Origin of the sequence: Halobellus rarus (assembly GCF_024494595.1) — an archaeon.
GTDB classification, from domain to species: domain Archaea; phylum Halobacteriota; class Halobacteria; order Halobacteriales; family Haloferacaceae; genus Haloquadratum; species Haloquadratum rarum.
Map to the genome: position 1 here is coordinate 167321 of NZ_JANHDI010000006.1, position 15553 is coordinate 182873.

The 15553-nt window shown below is 65.8% G+C and carries 17 protein-coding genes and 1 tRNA gene; 5 read left to right on the forward strand and 13 right to left on the reverse strand.

The window, feature by feature from the left end; genetic code table 11:
- Nucleotides 1–27: 27 nt before the first annotated feature.
- Entirely contained in the window at nt 28–1266 is a 1239-nt protein-coding gene (locus NO876_RS07735) for an MFS transporter (RefSeq protein WP_345780735.1), read from the reverse strand.
- Between the two features lie 280 nt (nt 1267–1546).
- On the reverse strand, nt 1547–1876 hold the full coding sequence (locus NO876_RS07740) for a rhodanese-like domain-containing protein (RefSeq protein WP_256421114.1): 330 nt from the start codon (nt 1874–1876) through the stop codon (nt 1547–1549).
- A 117-nt stretch (nt 1877–1993) separates the two neighbouring features.
- On the opposite strand from NO876_RS07740, the gene NO876_RS07745 reads away from it, so the two are divergent.
- Both NO876_RS07745 and msrA read left to right on the forward strand, forming a co-directional pair.
- The gene (locus NO876_RS07745; protein ID WP_256421115.1) at nt 1994–2479 is read left to right on the forward strand and encodes a dihydrofolate reductase; all 486 of its coding nucleotides are present in this window, start codon (nt 1994–1996) and stop codon (nt 2477–2479) included.
- Nucleotides 2480–2756: 277 nt separating this feature from the next.
- Nucleotides 2757–3293 (forward strand): peptide-methionine (S)-S-oxide reductase MsrA, encoded by a 537-nt coding sequence (msrA, locus tag NO876_RS07750; RefSeq protein WP_256421116.1) that lies wholly within the window; start codon nt 2757–2759, stop codon nt 3291–3293.
- Nucleotides 3294–3322: 29 nt separating this feature from the next.
- Here msrA and NO876_RS07755 read toward each other — a convergent pair whose 3' ends face one another.
- The 8 genes from NO876_RS07755 to NO876_RS07790 all read right to left on the reverse strand — a co-directional run bounded on the left by NO876_RS07755 (nt 3323) and on the right by NO876_RS07790 (nt 10611).
- On the reverse strand, nt 3323–4678 hold the full coding sequence (locus NO876_RS07755; protein WP_256421117.1) for a glutamate-5-semialdehyde dehydrogenase: 1356 nt from the start codon (nt 4676–4678) through the stop codon (nt 3323–3325).
- Entirely contained in the window at nt 4675–5505 is an 831-nt protein-coding gene (gene proB / locus NO876_RS07760) for a glutamate 5-kinase (RefSeq protein ID WP_256421118.1), read from the reverse strand. Before proB ends, NO876_RS07755 begins: the two co-directional genes overlap by 4 nt.
- Nucleotides 5502–6275 carry a pyrroline-5-carboxylate reductase gene (gene proC, locus NO876_RS07765; RefSeq protein WP_256421119.1) on the reverse strand — a complete coding sequence of 258 codons (774 nt, stop codon included), beginning with the start codon at nt 6273–6275 and terminating at the stop codon, nt 5502–5504. The genes proB and proC overlap by 4 nt, the downstream gene beginning before the upstream one ends.
- Nucleotides 6276–6406: 131 nt before the next feature.
- Nucleotides 6407–7300, reverse strand: a complete 894-nt coding sequence (locus tag NO876_RS07770; RefSeq protein ID WP_256421120.1) for a HEAT repeat domain-containing protein — start codon at nt 7298–7300, stop codon at nt 6407–6409.
- Between the two features lie 340 nt (nt 7301–7640).
- On the reverse strand, nt 7641–7859 hold the full coding sequence (locus NO876_RS07775) for a YgaP family membrane protein (RefSeq protein ID WP_256421121.1): 219 nt from the start codon (nt 7857–7859) through the stop codon (nt 7641–7643).
- A 92-nt stretch (nt 7860–7951) separates the two neighbouring features.
- The gene (locus NO876_RS07780) at nt 7952–8398 is read right to left on the reverse strand and encodes an Hsp20/alpha crystallin family protein (protein ID WP_256421122.1); all 447 of its coding nucleotides are present in this window, start codon (nt 8396–8398) and stop codon (nt 7952–7954) included.
- Nucleotides 8399–8600: 202 nt separating this feature from the next.
- On the reverse strand, nt 8601–9824 hold the full coding sequence (locus tag NO876_RS07785; protein WP_256421123.1) for a CBS domain-containing protein: 1224 nt from the start codon (nt 9822–9824) through the stop codon (nt 8601–8603).
- A gap of 142 nt (nt 9825–9966) precedes the next feature.
- On the reverse strand, nt 9967–10611 hold the full coding sequence (locus tag NO876_RS07790; RefSeq protein WP_256421124.1) for a phosphoribosyltransferase: 645 nt from the start codon (nt 10609–10611) through the stop codon (nt 9967–9969).
- Between the two features lie 237 nt (nt 10612–10848).
- Between NO876_RS07790 and NO876_RS07795 the strand changes: the two genes are divergently transcribed.
- The gene (locus tag NO876_RS07795) at nt 10849–11289 is read left to right on the forward strand and encodes a DUF2267 domain-containing protein (RefSeq protein WP_256421125.1); all 441 of its coding nucleotides are present in this window, start codon (nt 10849–10851) and stop codon (nt 11287–11289) included.
- 45 nt (nt 11290–11334) lie between these two features.
- Nucleotides 11335–11418: transfer RNA gene (locus tag NO876_RS07800), tRNA-Ser, on the forward strand.
- 186 nt (nt 11419–11604) lie between these two features.
- Here the strand turns inward: NO876_RS07800 and NO876_RS07805 are convergent.
- Both NO876_RS07805 and arcC read right to left on the reverse strand, forming a co-directional pair.
- Entirely contained in the window at nt 11605–12042 is a 438-nt protein-coding gene (locus NO876_RS07805; protein ID WP_256421126.1) for a universal stress protein, read from the reverse strand.
- A gap of 81 nt (nt 12043–12123) precedes the next feature.
- Entirely contained in the window at nt 12124–13065 is a 942-nt protein-coding gene (gene arcC, locus NO876_RS07810; RefSeq protein ID WP_256421127.1) for a carbamate kinase, read from the reverse strand.
- A gap of 110 nt (nt 13066–13175) precedes the next feature.
- On the opposite strand from arcC, the gene NO876_RS07815 reads away from it, so the two are divergent.
- Complete coding sequence (locus NO876_RS07815) at nt 13176–14516, forward strand: cyclic 2,3-diphosphoglycerate synthase (protein WP_256421128.1); 1341 nt, start codon at nt 13176–13178, stop codon at nt 14514–14516.
- Between the two features lie 27 nt (nt 14517–14543).
- Here NO876_RS07815 and NO876_RS07820 read toward each other — a convergent pair whose 3' ends face one another.
- Nucleotides 14544–15542 carry a DUF7544 domain-containing protein gene (locus NO876_RS07820; protein WP_256421129.1) on the reverse strand — a complete coding sequence of 333 codons (999 nt, stop codon included), beginning with the start codon at nt 15540–15542 and terminating at the stop codon, nt 14544–14546.
- Nucleotides 15543–15553 lie beyond the last annotated feature (11 nt).

Sequence of the window (15553 nt, forward strand, 5' to 3'; positions counted from 1 at the left end):
CGTTCGCACCGTTCAATTCGACGTCGGTTAGCGGGCCATCGGTTCCGGCGCGCGCCACGCGAGCGCGACACCACCGAGGGCGAGCGCCCCCGCGAGGAGGAACGCGACGTCGAAGCCCGCGGCGTCGACGACGGCCCCGCCCGCGATCGGCGAGAGGAACGCCCCCGCCAGGCCGACGCTCGTCTGGAACGCCACCGCCGTGGCCGCGACGTGGGACTCCACTACCTCCCGGACGTACGTGAACGAGAGGCCGAGCGTGAGCTGGATGGCGAAGCCCGAGAGGAGCAACACTGCGACCAGCAGGGGGATCGAACCGAGTCGCGTGAACACCAGCATTAGTGGCGCGGCGACGAGAAAGGAGCCGAGAAGGACCGGCTGTCGCCGGCCGTCGAAGACGCGGTCGGAGAGGAGGCCGCTGCTGATCCTGGAGACGACGCCGACGGCGGGGAACACCGACACCAGGAGGCCGCTTGCCGCCAGCGAGAGCCCGATTTCCCGGGTCAGATACGACGACCCCCAGCTGTTGATGAACAGGTACAGCGCGTAGCTGAGGAAGCCGAGCGTGCCCGCGAGCCAGACCGTCCTGTTTCGGAGGACGGTCCCGAACTCGGCGAGCGAGGGGGCGTCGCCGCGGGCCCCGCCCAGGCCCCGACTCGCGGGCAAGAAGAGGAGGAGTCCGAGCAGCGGGACGCCGGTGAAAGCGAGGAATATCGCCGGCCACCCGAACCGCGCGGCGACGAGCGGTCCCGTCCCCTGCCCGATGGCGAAGCCGACCGGCCCGCTGGCGGTGTATATCCCAACGGCTGTCGCCCGGTTGTCGGCGGTCACGGCCCGGCTGACGATGTCGATGCCGGCGTTCCAGACGACGACGTAGGCGACGCCGCCGACCGCTCGCGAGGCGATCACCGACCAGTAGCTCCCGTCTCGCCCCGCGCTCCACCCCCAGACGCCGGCGACGAACAGCGCGAGCACCGCGAGCGTCATCACCCGTCTGGTGTCCGTTCGATCGAGGACCGCCCCCGCGGGGAGGCTCGCGACGACCGCGGTGCCGAACATGATCCCGACGAGGAGGCCCGCGGCCGACGACCCGACGCCCAGCGAGTCGCGGATCAGCGGCGTCACGCTCGCCGGAACGATCTCGTAGGCGGCGAGCCCGGTCGACATCAGACTCGCTCCCGCGACGAGACTGACGGTCCGCCAGTCGCGTCCACTGCGCTGGTCTCCGCTCTCGCCGGCCGACCGGTCGGCCCCGCGTCCTCCAGTCATCAGTACGGAAACGTGTTGGCCTCCGGATATAGAAGGCTGCGATCCGCCGTTCCCGTGAGACCGCCAGCCGATCTGACCGATCGGCGAGGGTCCTGTATTCGAGCGGGGACAAAAACGCGAACGAAGCGAGCTTTCCGCTGTTCCCGCGAGGCGGTCGTCGCCGACAGCGACTCCCCGGGCGAACGCCGCACTCTAGCCGGATCGATCGGGCGAGCCCCTACTCGTCGTCGACTCTGATCTACTCGTCGTCGACCCCGACCTACTCATCCTCGACCCCGACCTACTCGTCTTCGGCTTCGAGCTCGTACGCCCAGGCCTGGTAGCCGCCGGCCATACTCTTCACGTTCGTCTCCTCGCCGACGCCCTCGTAACTCCCGATGAGCCGGGCGGCTTGTACCGAGGACTGGCCGATCGGACAGGCGACGACGACCTCGTCGGACCACTCGATGTCGTCGACGCGGCTCGGCAGTTCGTGCATCGGGACGTTCTCCGCCCCCGGAACGTGTCCGGACGCGAACTCCGCCGGCGAGCGGATGTCGATCACCTGTACGGGCTCGCCGTCGTCGAGCTTGCGTTTGAGTTCCTCGGGGCTGATCTCGTCGACAGTCATCCCTCCTGCGTACTGGCTCCCCGCACAAACTGATTTCGGACTGTCCGGGGATCTCGTCTGATCCACTCGGACCACCCGGCGGTCCCGTTTTGTACCTCCCGGCCGTACACGGGCGGTATGGAACTCGTTTCAGTCGCCGCCGTCGCCGAAAACGGCGTCATCGGCCGCGACGGCGAACTCCCGTGGGAGAGCATCCCCGCGGACAAGCGACAGTACCGGAATCGAGTCGCGAACGCGCCCGTGGTCTTGGGGAGACGGACCTTCGACTCGATGCGGGGCGATCTCCCCGGGACTCACCAGATCGTCCTGAGCCGGAGCGAACGCGAGTACGACGTCGACACCGCGTTTCACGCGAGCGACGTCTCGGAGGCGGTCGCGGTCGCGGACTCGCTCGGTGCCGAGGTCGCCTACGTTCTCGGCGGGGCGACGATCTACGAACTGTTTCAGCCCCACGTCGATCGGATGGTCCTGAGTCGCGTCCACGGCGAGTACGAGGGCGACGTCCGGTATCCGGCCTGGGAGGAGACGGAGTGGCGACTGGCGTCGTCGGAGGCGCGAGAGGGGTTCACGCTGGAGGAGTGGGTTCGGCGGTCGGCCGCGTGAGACCGGAAGGGGGCTTTTCCGGTCGGCGATCGCTATCCCATCGAAACAATGGCGAACAGCCGGCACACCGGCGGAGGACGGAGACGCTCCCTGCCGTCGCGTACCCACGTCGACGTGCCGAACTCCCGCGACCCGACGTGGGGTCTCTCTCAGTTCACACGCCCCCTGGCCTCGCCCTGGTATATAAACCGACGCCCAGCGGGTCGAACGCGGCGGTCGGCGTCGCGGGCTCCAGAGGCGCGTCAGCTACATACGATTCGACGCCCAACAGACACCTATGACGACCGAAACGGCCACGTTCGGCGGCGGGTGTTTCTGGTGTACCGAGGCGGCGATGAAGGAACTCGCCGGCGTCGCGTCCGTGACGTCGGGCTACGCCGGCGGCGACACGGAGAACCCGACCTACCGGGAGGTCTGCGCCGGAACGACCGGGCACGCCGAGGTCGTACAGGTCGAGTACGATCCGGACGTGATCGACTACGCCGACCTCCTGGAGGTGTTCTTCGCCACGCACGACCCGACGCAACTGAACCGACAGGGCCCCGACGTCGGCTCGCAGTACCGCTCGATCGTCCTGTATCACGACGACGAGCAGCGGCGGCAGGCAGAGGCGTACGTCGACGCGCTCGACGGCGAGTACGACGGCGACGTGGTCACCGAAATCGAGGAGCTAGAGCGGTTCTGGCCCGCCGAGGACCACCATCAGGACTACTTCGAAAAGAACCCCGCAGACGCCTACTGCCGGATGCACGCGCAGCCGAAGGTGGAGAAAGTCCGCGAGAAGTTCGAAGACCGCGTGAAGTCGACTGCCTGAGCCGGTTCTCCGGTTCGCACCGAAGTACGCTATTCGCCTTCGCCGGACAGCCGGCCGGGATTCCACTCGCCCTCGAAGTCCTCGTGGAGGTACGGCTTCGCGTTCTCGCCGGCGTAGGTCGCGACGAGCTGGCCGTCGCCCTCGAGGTGGTACTTGTACGTCGTCAGCCCCTCCAGGCCGACCGGCCCGCGGGCGTGAGTCTTACCGGTGCTGATGCCGACTTCGGCACCGAGGCCGAAGCGGTAGCCGTCGGCGAAGCGCGTCGACGCGTTGTGGAAGACGCTCGCGGCGTCGATCTGCCGCATAAACTGCTCCGCGTGTTCTGCGGTCTCGGTGACGATCGACTCGGTGTGCTTCGAGCCGTAGGTGTTGACGTGGTCGATGGCGTCCGCGAGGGAGTCGACGATCTTCACGGCGAGGATCAGATCGCCGTACTCGGTCGACCAGTCTTCCTCGCTGGCGGCGTTCATCTCGACGACCCCGCGTGCGCGCTCGTCGCCGCGGAGTTCGACGTCCGCCTCGCGGTACCGAGCGGCCAAGTCGGGCAGCAGATCCTCGGCGACCGACTCGTGGACGAGCAGCGTCTCGACGGCGTTGCAGACCGCGGGGTACTGCACCTTCGCGTCGAAGGCGACGTCCGCGGCCATCGCGAGATCCGCGTCCTCGTCGGCGTAGACGTGACAGATCCCCTCGGTGTGACCGAGCACCGGGATCTTCGTGTTGTCCTCGACGTAGCTGACGAACTCGGAGCTGCCGCGGGGCATGAGGAGGTCGACGGCGTCGTCGCGTTCGAGGAGCGTCGCGACGTCCTCGCGTGCCTCGATATGCTGCGCCCAACCGTCGGGGATCTCGTCGGTCGCATCGCGAATCACGTCGTAGAGGACCCGGTTAGAGTGCGCAGCCTCGCTGCCGCCCTTCAGGACGACGGCGTTGCCCGACTTCAGGCTGAGCGCGGCGATCTGCACCAGCGCGTCCGGCCGCGACTCGAAGACGGTTCCGAGCACGCCGATCGGGACGGCGACCTTGTACAGTTCGAGGTCCTCGTCGAGGCGCCGGGCTTCCAGCGTCCGGCCGAGGGGGTCCTCCTGACCGGCGACGCTGCGGACCATCTCGGCGATGCTCTCTAACTTCGATTCCGAGAGCTTCAGCCGGTCGACGAACGCCTGGGTGTACTCGCCGGCCTCCAGCAGCTCCTCGCCGGCCGCGACGTCCTTCGCGTTGGCTTCGAGGATCTCCTCGTTCCTCGCCTCGATGCCGTCGGCGATGGCGTGTAAGGCGTCGTTCCGGGTCGATTCCGAGAGGTTCGCCAGCTGTAGCGCTGCGGACTGTGCTTCCGTCACTTTCGTGTCGGCCGATTTCTCGGCCGCCGTGGTGTCTTCGGTCATTGGTGGTCGTTGATCGGGACGAAGATGGTTCCGACGGGCTGTTCGGTGGCGATCTGTTCGAGCACGTCCGGCTCGGTCGAGCGGGCGATGATCGCCGGTCGTCCGTGTTCGCTCACTCTGCGGGCCCCCTGTACCTTCGTCCGGATGCCGCCGAACGACCCGCTGGCAGTTGATTCGATGATCCGCTCGACCTCGTCGTAGTTGCGGCCGACGGCCTCTATCAGCTCCGCGTCGGGGTTTTCCTTCGGGTTCCCGGTATAGACGCCGCCGACGTCGGTGAGCGTGACGAGCAGGTCGGCATCGACGCCGATTGCGATCGACGAGGAGATCATGTCGTTGTCGCCGATGCGGATCTCCTCGGTCGCGACGGCGTCGTTCTCGTTGACGATAGGGACGACACCCCACTCTAAGAGCGTCTCGATCGTGTTCTTGAAGTTGGTGAACCGGTCGGTATCCCCGAGGTCGTGTTCGGTCACGAGGATCTGCGCGACCGTGAGCCCGTAGCGCTCGAAGCTCTCGGTGTAGCGGCGCATCAGGTGGCTCTGGCCGATCGTCGACAGCGCCTGGGAGTCCTCGACCGTGTCGTCGGGGGCGAACCCGATCCGACCCTTGCCGGCGCCGATCGCTCCCGAGGAGACTAAGATGACCTCCTTGTCGCGCTCGACGAGGTCGGCCACGTCGTCGACGAGTTTGTCCAGTTTGCCGTCGTCGAGGTTCGACTGCTCGTCGGTGAGCGAGTTCGTCCCGGCCTTGACGACGACCCGTCCGGCCTCGGCGGCGAGCCGTCTGGCCTCGTCGACCTCCGCCGCGGCGACGGCTCCGCTCATCGCTCGGCGTCCTCGGCCAGTTCGGCGGAGCGCCGCCGAGCGGCGCTCAGGGCGTCGCCGACGTCCGACTCCACGCCACTGTCCCACAGGACCTCCATCCCCTCGATCGTCGTGCCGCCCGGCGAACAGACGGCGTCGATCAGGTCCTCGATCGACTCCTCGGAGCGGAGAACCGTCTCCGCCGCGCCCTTGAACGTCTGCGCCGCGAGCACGCGCGCGTCGTCGGCGTCGAGTCCCTCCTCGACGGCCCGCTGCTGCATCGCGCCGATCAGGTAGAACACGAACGCCGGGCCGCTCCCGTTCAGCGCCGTGGCGACGTCCATCAGCTCCTCGTCGATGACGACGAACTCCCCGAGGTCCGAGAGCATCTGTTCGACGTTCTCATCGGATTCCGCCCACGAGACGGCCGCGGCCATATTTCGCGTTCTGGCCGCTAAGTTCGGCATCACGCGGACGACCGTGGCGTCCGTTTCGGCGGCGACGACGTCGGTCGAGACGCCCGCCGCGATCGTGACGAGCGTCTGTTCGGGGCGCAGATCGAGGTCCTCGAGCACCAGCGGCACGATGTCCGGCTTCACCGCGAGAACGACGACGGCCGAGTCCCGAACGTCGTCGAGGTCAGTCGTCGTCCGATCTGCGTACTCCTCGATCGCCTCGAAGGCATTGGGGTCCACGTCGTAGGCGGTGATGTCGTAGTTTCCGGCCTGGGCGAGCCCCGTTATCAGGGCTCCGCCCATATTTCCACAGCCGATTACGCTCACGTCGATCATCTTGTACCTCTCTACGCGAGGCCGCCGATATACGAACTTTGGTTTCCGGTCGGGATTCCCTGTCTTGGCCAGCCGATCGATACGCCGGAACGGGACGTCTGGCACACCGGCAAAACGGGTGCCTGCGCATTTCACGACCCGTCCGTGAGCGAGTTCAGGGCCTTGGCCGCCGCGTCGCGAACCCGTTCGGAGGGGTCGGTTTCGGACAGCTCACGCAATACAGGCACCGGGTCGGTGGCACCGACGAGGCCCAGCGTCCCCGCGGCGTCCTTGCGGACGAGCTCCGCGTCGTCCCCGAGCGCCGCCGCCAGGACGTCGGACCGCTCACCGACGAGTTCGGGCCGTCCCAGCGCGTATTCGTAGAGCGCGAACGCCGCGTGGTATCTGACTCGCGGGTGCGGATCCGACGCGAGCAACCCCGCGGCGACGGCGACGAGCCGAGGCGTCTCGGCGGGATACTCCTCGCGGATCGGCGGGTACTCCTCGGCGACGTCCGACAGCGCCGATGCGCCGACCCGCCGGACGAGGTCGTCGTCCCGCTCGGTGAGTCCGACCAGCACGTCGACGTAGCCGTCGGTGTAGATCGCGACCGACGCGAGCGCCCACCCGACTTCCCGTACCGCCTCGATCGTCCGCGTCTCCGCGTCGAACTCCGGGTGTGCCCGCTCGTAGGCGCGGACCGCTGACCCGATGGTTTCCGGTCGATTCACCGTTCCCGTGACGACGAGCGCCGCCGCGGCGAACGCGACGACGCGCGGCTGAAACCACCCCTCGGAGTCCGGATCGACGGACAGCTGTACCCCCGCATCCAGTAGCTCGGTGTCCGCGAGGAGTCGGTCGAGCCGGTCCGCATACGGTTCGACGTCGCGACCCGCGAGCGCGAGGCGGCCGAGCGCTTCGGCGGCGTGTCTCCGGGCCGCACGCGAGTCGGCCGCGAGACACGCTCCGAGTTCGTCCAGGTCCACCGCCATCGGTTCCCGGCGGGCGGCGTCGCTGAGCCGCGACGCCCGGTCCGCTTCGGTCATACGTGTCGTGACACGCGACGATCGTTTAGTTGTACCTGCCGAATCGCCCCTCTTCGAGGGTCGCGTGAGACCCGTAGATATCCATTCGCCCACGACCTGGACCGTCTCTCGCGTGGGCGCGCCCCCTCACGCGTTGGGGGCGTCACCGGGCGGAGCACTCCCTCGCGAGCGCCACTCCCTCATCAAAGCCAGCAAAACGGCCGCGTTGATACTCGGCTAAAAGTATTCGGCAGTTGTGTTCATCAAATGTGTTCATCAAATGTGTTCATTGATTGAGCCCGGAGCTCACGACATCGAGAACGCAGTGGGGAGGACGACGTCGGTCACCGCCTCGGGACGTCTACCGGGCCTTACACGTGTCGACGCCGATCACGGAGTAGAGCCCGCACCGACCCGTCAGGCCCGTCACCAAAAGCATCACCGAGACGATTCCGAGTACCGGAGAGAGGATCGTCGGGGCGGAAACGGCGTCGCCGAGGATCCCGAGTGATATCACTCCAGCGATCGCTCCGAGCGCGATTCGCACGACGCTGTCTGTCTGGCCGACGTTTTGTTCCATACGACAGAATTGGGCTGTGAACGCATAACTGTTCTTGCCGATGGCAGCCACTCGGGGCCCGACAGGCCCGTGTCCGGTTGTGGCCGACAGTCTCAGTTCACGTCGATTTCGGTGCCTTCCGCCGTCGGTTCGGTCTTCGGCATCTGTACGGTCAGAACCCCGTTGTTGTGTGTGGCCGAGACACCGTCGGTGTCGACCGCCTCCGGGAGTGGTATCGATCGACTGATCGACTTCCGGTGGCGCTCGCGGCGGATGTACTCTCCGCTCTCCGCTTCTTCTTCCTCCTCGCGTTCGGCGGACACCTGGAGGGTTCGGTCGGTGAGACGGACGTCGATGTCCTCTTTGTCAAACCCGGGCAGTTCGGCGGTCAGCACGAACTCGTCGCCGGCGTCTCTGAGATCCACCTTGGTCGAGGCCGCATCGGCGTCGTTCCGCACGAGCGGCTCCGACTCCCACCACCGACTGGCCTCTTCGACGTTCTCCTGCATCTGCTCGAACAACCGGTCGAGTTCACGAAACGGGTTTCTTCGGTCGGTCATAAGTCCGTTCGAAGCTACGACAAGCAACGTAATAATTCCTGTCAACAGTTCTCGACTTTGGAGAACGTGCGTCGGCGGTCGCGGTGCTGGAGACGAGGGCAACTACCACCTAACGGCCGCGGACGCCCGCACCGTCACAGACAGGCGACGGTGAGGACGTCCGTCTCCGGAACGGCCAGCCACGGTCGCCGGGAACGAGTGGTCAATCCTCGACTTCCAGCAACCAGCCGAACCGCTTCTCCCAGAACTCCTCGTCCCGCGGTTTCTTACTCCGTCCGTAGGTCTTCTTGTCTCGGATCTGGCGCTCCAGCACGTCTCGTGCCTCGTTCAGCGCGTGCTTCGCTCCGTATCCCTCTCCGGAGGCGACGTACAACCCCCGATCGGTGTGCAGCCGAATGCGGGCGAGCAACAGCGGCGTCCCGCGAAGCGTTTCGTCGTGTTTGTGCAGGTGGACCTTCGCGTCTAAGACGTTCATCTGGTGGTCCCTGTCGTCGAACTTCTCGACCATGGCGACGATGTCTTCGTACGCCATATCGTCGATCAGGTCGACCCCGTAAACCTGCACGGCCCGGTTTCCCCCGGCCTCCCACGTGAGCGAATCGAGGATATCGGTCTTCGTGACGATCCCGTGAACGCTCCCGCTCTCGGTGACTACGAGCGACGATCCACCGATCTCGAACATCTCCTCGACCGCCGTGTCGAGCGTTTCCTCCGGCCGGATCGTCCGCACCGGCGAGACCATCACGTCGCGGACCGGGAGATCCAACAGACGGGCCAACTCCCCCTCGCGGGCGCCGAACCCGCCCCCGCGCGTGCGCCCCGAACTGTCGGATATCGCGCCGCCGTGGGAATCGGTCCCGCCAGCGTCGCCGCCCTGACTTCTGTCCAACGATCGAACGGTGAAGTCGGTCACGTCGTAGAGGCTCAAAATCCCGACGACCGCGCCCTCGTCGACGACCGGGAGGTGGGTGATGCGGTTCTCGCGGAAGACGTGGAGCGCCTCGCCGAAACTCGACGCCGGGCCGACCGTCACGAGGTCGGCGCTGGCGGCCTCGGCGACCGTCGCCGCGTCGAGAAACGGTCGCACGGTCTCCAGGATGTCGTCGACACCGACCACGCCGATCAGCTCCGTTCCCTCGAACACGGGAAGCAGATGCGAGTCGCTGTCTATCATCAGCTGGGCGACCTTCCGAACGTCCTCGTCGGGGGTGAGCCGGGGGACGTGCCAGACCAGCGAGCCGAGCTTCTCGTTCGGCTGGTGATGTGAGGTGGCGAGTTGCCGCCTGGTGACCACGCCCTCGAACTCGTCACCGTACACGACGACGCCGGTGACGCTCGGGTCCTCGAACGCGCCGGCAAGCTTCGAGACGGTCGCTTCCGGGGATAATTCCACGTACTCTTCTGAAACGATATCGGTGATGTCCATCGGTGTGGGGAGTGCTGTTTTCGGTGATCGAGACGCGATGCCTTCGGAACTGCCTACGCTCCACAATTGTCGTTCGATTTCCAAGTAACCGCCGGTCGTTCTCGAATTCGTAGAACGTCTCGGTGCGGCTTCCGCACGGCGTTCACGACTGTCCACTCAAATACGCCATCGCTTCCTCGTCGGAAACCTGGTCGAACCGGTCGTAAAACTGGCCGACGCCCCTGAAACCTCTCGGCGTTTTCAGACAAACCACCTCGTCGGCCATCGTTCGTAACTCCGCGACCGTGTCGGGCGGGCCAACGGGCACCGCCAGCGTGATTCGTTCGGCATCCGTGGCGGCGAGCATCTGGAGACACGCTCTGACGGTCGATCCCGTCGCGACACCGTCGTCGACGACCACGACGTTCTTTCCGGTCAGATCCGGTTCGCCCCGCCCGTTCCGGTACCGTTCGGCCTTCTGGCGGGCGTTCTCCGCTTCGCTCCTCCGCTCCCGTTCGAAGTATTCCTCGTCGGCACCGGCCCCCTCGAAGGCCCGTTCGTTGCGCCAGACGCTCCCGTCGCTGGCGACGGCCCCGATGGCGTATTCCGGGTTGCCCGGCGCGCCGATTTTCGACGCGACGACGACGTCGAGCGGCACGTCGAGTGCGTCCGCGACGGCCCGTCCGAGCGGGAGGCCGCCACGAGGGATCGCGAGCACGATATCCGCGTCGACGTTCCGCTCCCGGAGCGTTTCCCCGAGCCGTTCACCTGCCTCGGTCCGGTCTTCGAATCGACGAGATTCGGCCATAGGTACCGTGTGAACTGTGGCATTCCAGCGGTCTGTATCTCCCGGCTATTCCCACGTCGCAGGAACGGCCGTCGCACTAACACCGACAGATGCGTTCGTCCCTGCCGACGGGCGGACCGACGAGAGGCCAGTCGTTCGACGTCTCCGTACTCCGTGTCGATACGGATACCCCCGGACGTTGTCACTCGGTGAGAAATATCACCATCGTAAAAGTACGTCGAGCGGCTCTTTATCGATATGAAATTCGACGAATTCACCGGAACAGTGCAACACCGACTGGAACTTCCCGGGACCGGCGAGACGGTACGCGCGATCAGAGCCACGTTGCTGACGCTGGGAGAGCGGCTCCCCGCCGGACACGCCGACGACCTCGCCGCCTCGCTCCCGATGGAGATCAAGTGGTATCTGACCGGCGCGGTCGGTGAACACGGTCAGCACTTCGATTGGAACGAGTTCGTCGACCGCGTCGCCGACATCGAGGAAACCGATCCATCGGGGGCGGCCTACCACGCTCGTGTCATCGTCGACCTCGTTCACTCGTTGGTCCCCGAATCGGACTTCCAGCAACTGCGCGATTCCCTGCCCGAGGAGAGAGAAAAGTGGAGCAAACTCTTCGAGGTCGTCGACGCCGGCGGATGGGACGAGGCCGGGGATGCACCCGCAGAGGGCGGTGAATAACCTGCGTGCCACGATGAGCGGTGAATCAGTCTGACCTGCCGCGTTGGTGGGATGACAGAGTGGACTAACGTGCCTGCCTAGAAAGCAGGTGGCCGAGAGGCCTCGTGGGTTCGAATCCCACTCCCACCGTCCGAACGGGGACCAGTCCCGGGAGGCCTTCGATAAGAGTCGGTCCTCGGCCGTCAGTTCTATAGACTTCCCGAATCGAGCGGATTAGTCCGAGTTCATCACTCGAACGGAAGTCCCTCTGACGAAACGTAACCGATAGCCCTCATTGCTACGCTGTGAAAACGTCGCTCTGTGGGCTCCAGGGGGCTATTCGACCGAACCGGTCGGCGTCCCGACCGTCATCACCGGTGCGTCTGACAGCCTGACGACCTTTTCGGTGACGCTTCCGAGCAGGTATCGGTCCAGTCCCGAACGCCCGTGCGTGCCCATCACGACGAGGTCGATGTCGTTCTCGTCGACGTAATCGAGGATCGCTTGATGGGGTGCTCCCCGGGCGACGGACCCTTCGATGGTGCCGACTCCCGCGTCCTGTGCTCGATCGATCACCGCTTCGATCGCGTTCTCACCCGACTCTTCGAGCGCCTCCAGCGTGCCGATGACCGCGGAATCGACACCGACGTTCGTGTTGACGACGTACAGCGTGTGCAGCGTTGCATCGTACGTCACGGCCAGGTCCACCGCGTGGTCGACCGCGTCCTGCGTCTCCTCACTTCCGTCCGTCGGAACCAGTATCTGTTCGTACATATTTGAACCGTTATATTTCGGGAACCAAGGGTACTCCTCCGAGTACAAAAAAAGCGGCGCTGTCGGTCCTCGTCGTCGGAATCACGCCCGGACCTGCGTTCCGGTCTCGCCGGCTAGTGCCGCCAAGAACCGATCCGGCGAGGTGATCACGGCCCGATCGCCACCCTGCTCGATGAATCTGAGACACGCTTCGACTTTCGGCCGCATACTCCCCTCGTCGAACTCGTCAGATTCGAGATGTGCGCGAAGCGTTTCACCGGCGACCTCCCGAAGGGGCCGCTGTTCGGGCTCCCCGTAATTCAGGTACGCGAACTCGACGTCGGTTAGCAGCACGAGCGTCGCCGCTCCCAGTTCGGCGGCGAGCAGTTGGGAGGCCTTGTCCTTGTCGACGACCGCTTCGACGCCGCCGAGACCGTCGTCGCGGACGACAGGAACGCCTCCACCGCCCGCGGCGATCACGAGATTCCCCCGCTCGACGAGACGGGTGATCTCGTCTCCCTCCACGATCTCGACGGGTTCGGGAGAGGGTACCACGCGACGGAACGGCCGCTCGCCAGTCGTAACACGTCGGGTCTCGAACGCTACCTCCGACGCTTCCGCCTCGGTGTAAAACGGACCGATCGGTTTCGTCGGGTTCTCGAAGGCCGGATCGTCGTCGTCGACGACGACTTGTGTGACGACCGTAAAGAAGTCCGTCGGCCCGTCCAGTTCGTTATCCAGCGCCTGCTGGAGCAGATAGCCGATCTGCGCCTGCGTCTCGGCGACGAGAACGTCCAGGGGCAGTTGTGGCGTCTCGGCCGTATTCTCCTGCTGTAGCAGGCGGTTTCCGATCTGTGGCCCGTTCCCGTGGGTGAGTACGACGTCGAACCCGTCCTCGACGGCGGCTGTGACCTGTCGGGCCGTCCGTTCGATTGCCGAGAGCTGTTCGTCGACCGTCCACGGCGCGTCCTTACCCAGTAAGGTGTTCCCACCGAGCGCGACGACGATCGGACCGGCCTTCGGATCGGAGGCGGAACCGTCCATACGAAAGCTTCACCCCCCGTGGAGTTATCGTTGGCTCTCCCGGTCGGAGCATCGCTCCGTCCGCATCGTGGAAAATCGTTTACCCGTGTCCGACGGACTGTACTGATACGATGGGCTCCACTCGAGTCGTTATTATGGGCGCGGCGGGACGCGACTTCCACGATTTCAACACGGTCTTCAGAGACGACGAGGCGACCGAGGTCGTCGCCTTCACCCACACCCCCACGCAAAACGTGGGTGAACTCGACGAACTGCCCAACCGCCGGTATCCGCCCGAACTCGCCGGAGACTCGTACCCCAATGGCGTGCCGATCCGCCCGGAGTCGGAACTGGAGGCGATCATCGATACGGAAGGCGTGGACACCGTGGTGTTCTCGTACTCGGACGTCTCCCACGAACACGTGATGCACCAGGCCTCGCGGGCGCTCGCCGCCGGGGCCGACTTCCGGTTGATCGGCCCGGATCGGATGATGCTCGATGCATCCGTCCCGGTGGTCGCTGTCGACGCTGTCCGAACCGGCTGCGGGAAGTCCCAGACCGCGCGCCGATTTGCGGACCTCCTTCGCGACCGAAACAGGGACGTCGTCGTCGTCAGAGAACCGATGCCGTACGGCGACCTCGCCGCACAGCGAGTCCAGCGCTTCGAGACGATGGCCGACCTCGACAGGAGTGGGGTCACGATCGAAGAGCGCGAGGAGTACGAGAGCCACCTCGAACGGGGCCACGTCGTCTACGCGGGGGTCGACTACGAGGCGGTTTTGCGGCAGGCCCAGCGCGAGGCCGAGATACTCGTCTGGGACGGCGGCAACAACGAACTGCCCTTTTACGTCCCCGACCTGCACGTCGTCCTGGCCGACCCACTCCGTCCCGGGTCCGAACTGCGGTACCACCCCGGCGAAACCAATCTTCGACTCGCGGATTACGTGCTCATCAATAAGGAAAACACCGCTGACGCGGCAGGCATTCGAGAAGTCGAAGAGAACGTCCGCCGGACGAACCCCGACGCGGAGATCATCCACGCGAACTCCACGATCACCGCCGACGGAGCGGCGATTTCCGGAACGCGCGTCCTCGTCGTGGAAGACGGCCCGACGGTCACTCACGGAGACGCCTCGTACGGGGCGGGGCTGATCGCCGCCCGCGAGTACGGGGCTGCGGAGATCATCGATCCGGAACCGGCGGCCGTCGGATCGCTGCGGGACGTATTCGACGCATATCCGCACCTCGATACGGTCCTGCCGGCGATGGGATACAGCGAGGAACAGCTAGCGGACCTGGAAGCGACGATACGAAACGCCGACCCGGACGTCGTCGTCGCCGGGACACCCCACGACCTGGCTCGACTGATCGACGTGGAGATGCCGGTCGTGCGGGTCCGCTACGAACTCGAACCGAAGAATCTCGATCTCGGGACCGTCCTCGATCGCCACGCCGACGCATTGGGCCTCTGAAAGCGCCCCTCGTCCGTTACGTAGCGCTCATTCCCGAATCGCCGCTCGCCGCTCCGGGATCAGGTCGAACGCCGCCTCCGTGTCGCCGAGCACGAGCAACGCGTAGTAGCGGAGATACGTCTGGACCGGCACGGCCACGAACAGCCCGACGACGATCACCGCGATGACGAAGAGCGCGACTGCCAGTCCGATGAGCGCCCAGCCGGCGATTTCGGAGACGCTCAATAGCCCCACGCCGAGGAGCCCGACCATCCCGAACGGGATCGCGACTGCCACCGCCGCGAGCACCGTCACGATGCTCGACAGAATCCCGGCGACTAACTGGAGAACGAAGCTCAGGACGGCGTAGACGGCGTACTGCTTCCACTGTCCAGTCAGCGTCGACCAGAACCGTCGCCACGCCGAGAGGAGCGCCCTGTCTTCGGCGATCATCACCGGCACCACGAACATCGTCGTGAAGCCGCCGACGAGGCCGCTGATCACGCTCACGACCACGAACACCGGGATCGCGAGAAACAGCAGCCCCACCGAGACAGCGGCCTCGCCGACGAACACGGGCCAGAGAATCGCCGCGAGGGTGCCACCGATAACTCCGAGCGTGAGCGCCCCGAGGACGACCCTGAACCCGAACAGCCGAGCGCCCTGTCGCCAGCGCTCGCTCCAGTACCGCCGGACCGTCACGCGCTCGCGTCGGAGGGATTCGACGAAGACGAACTCCATCACCGATCCGACGAAGACGAACGCGAGACCGAGGGCGAGGATGGTCCCGAATATCGCCGCGATCACCGCTAATTCCGCGCCGCCGGGCGGGGGGACTGTCTCGGGGATTCCGGAGACGTTTGGCGTCTGTGACCCCGTTCCGCTCGGCCCGCCGCCGCCGAACTGGAACGGCGGCGTCCCGCCTGCGCCGCCGACGAAAAACAGGACGAGCGCGAGTCGCGCCCACCGGCCGAGGTCGAACGGCCAGAGGAATTCCCGCGTCGCGTCGATGGCGTCGTCGATCGCTTCGACGGCGTACAGCGTCATCGCCCGCGACC

Bases quoted from the DNA above. Each gene is read 5' to 3' on its own strand.
- NO876_RS07735 (WP_345780735.1), bottom strand. From the start codon at position 1,266: ATGACTGGAGGACGCGGGGCCGACCGGTCGGCCGGCGAGAGCGGAGAC.
- NO876_RS07740 (WP_256421114.1), bottom strand. From the start codon at position 1,876: ATGACTGTCGACGAGATCAGCCCCGAGGAACTCAAACGCAAGCTCGAC.
- NO876_RS07745 (WP_256421115.1), top strand. From the start codon at position 1,994: ATGGAACTCGTTTCAGTCGCCGCCGTCGCCGAAAACGGCGTCATCGGC.
- msrA (WP_256421116.1), top strand. From the start codon at position 2,757: ATGACGACCGAAACGGCCACGTTCGGCGGCGGGTGTTTCTGGTGTACC.
- NO876_RS07755 (WP_256421117.1), bottom strand. From the start codon at position 4,678: ATGACCGAAGACACCACGGCGGCCGAGAAATCGGCCGACACGAAAGTG.
- proB (WP_256421118.1), bottom strand. From the start codon at position 5,505: ATGAGCGGAGCCGTCGCCGCGGCGGAGGTCGACGAGGCCAGACGGCTC.
- proC (WP_256421119.1), bottom strand. From the start codon at position 6,275: ATGATCGACGTGAGCGTAATCGGCTGTGGAAATATGGGCGGAGCCCTG.
- NO876_RS07770 (WP_256421120.1), bottom strand. From the start codon at position 7,300: ATGACCGAAGCGGACCGGGCGTCGCGGCTCAGCGACGCCGCCCGCCGG.
- NO876_RS07775 (WP_256421121.1), bottom strand. From the start codon at position 7,859: ATGGAACAAAACGTCGGCCAGACAGACAGCGTCGTGCGAATCGCGCTC.
- NO876_RS07780 (WP_256421122.1), bottom strand. From the start codon at position 8,398: ATGACCGACCGAAGAAACCCGTTTCGTGAACTCGACCGGTTGTTCGAG.
- NO876_RS07785 (WP_256421123.1), bottom strand. From the start codon at position 9,824: ATGGACATCACCGATATCGTTTCAGAAGAGTACGTGGAATTATCCCCG.
- NO876_RS07790 (WP_256421124.1), bottom strand. From the start codon at position 10,611: ATGGCCGAATCTCGTCGATTCGAAGACCGGACCGAGGCAGGTGAACGG.
- NO876_RS07795 (WP_256421125.1), top strand. From the start codon at position 10,849: ATGAAATTCGACGAATTCACCGGAACAGTGCAACACCGACTGGAACTT.
- NO876_RS07805 (WP_256421126.1), bottom strand. From the start codon at position 12,042: ATGTACGAACAGATACTGGTTCCGACGGACGGAAGTGAGGAGACGCAG.
- arcC (WP_256421127.1), bottom strand. From the start codon at position 13,065: ATGGACGGTTCCGCCTCCGATCCGAAGGCCGGTCCGATCGTCGTCGCG.
- NO876_RS07815 (WP_256421128.1), top strand. From the start codon at position 13,176: ATGGGCTCCACTCGAGTCGTTATTATGGGCGCGGCGGGACGCGACTTC.
- NO876_RS07820 (WP_256421129.1), bottom strand. From the start codon at position 15,542: ATGACGCTGTACGCCGTCGAAGCGATCGACGACGCCATCGACGCGACG.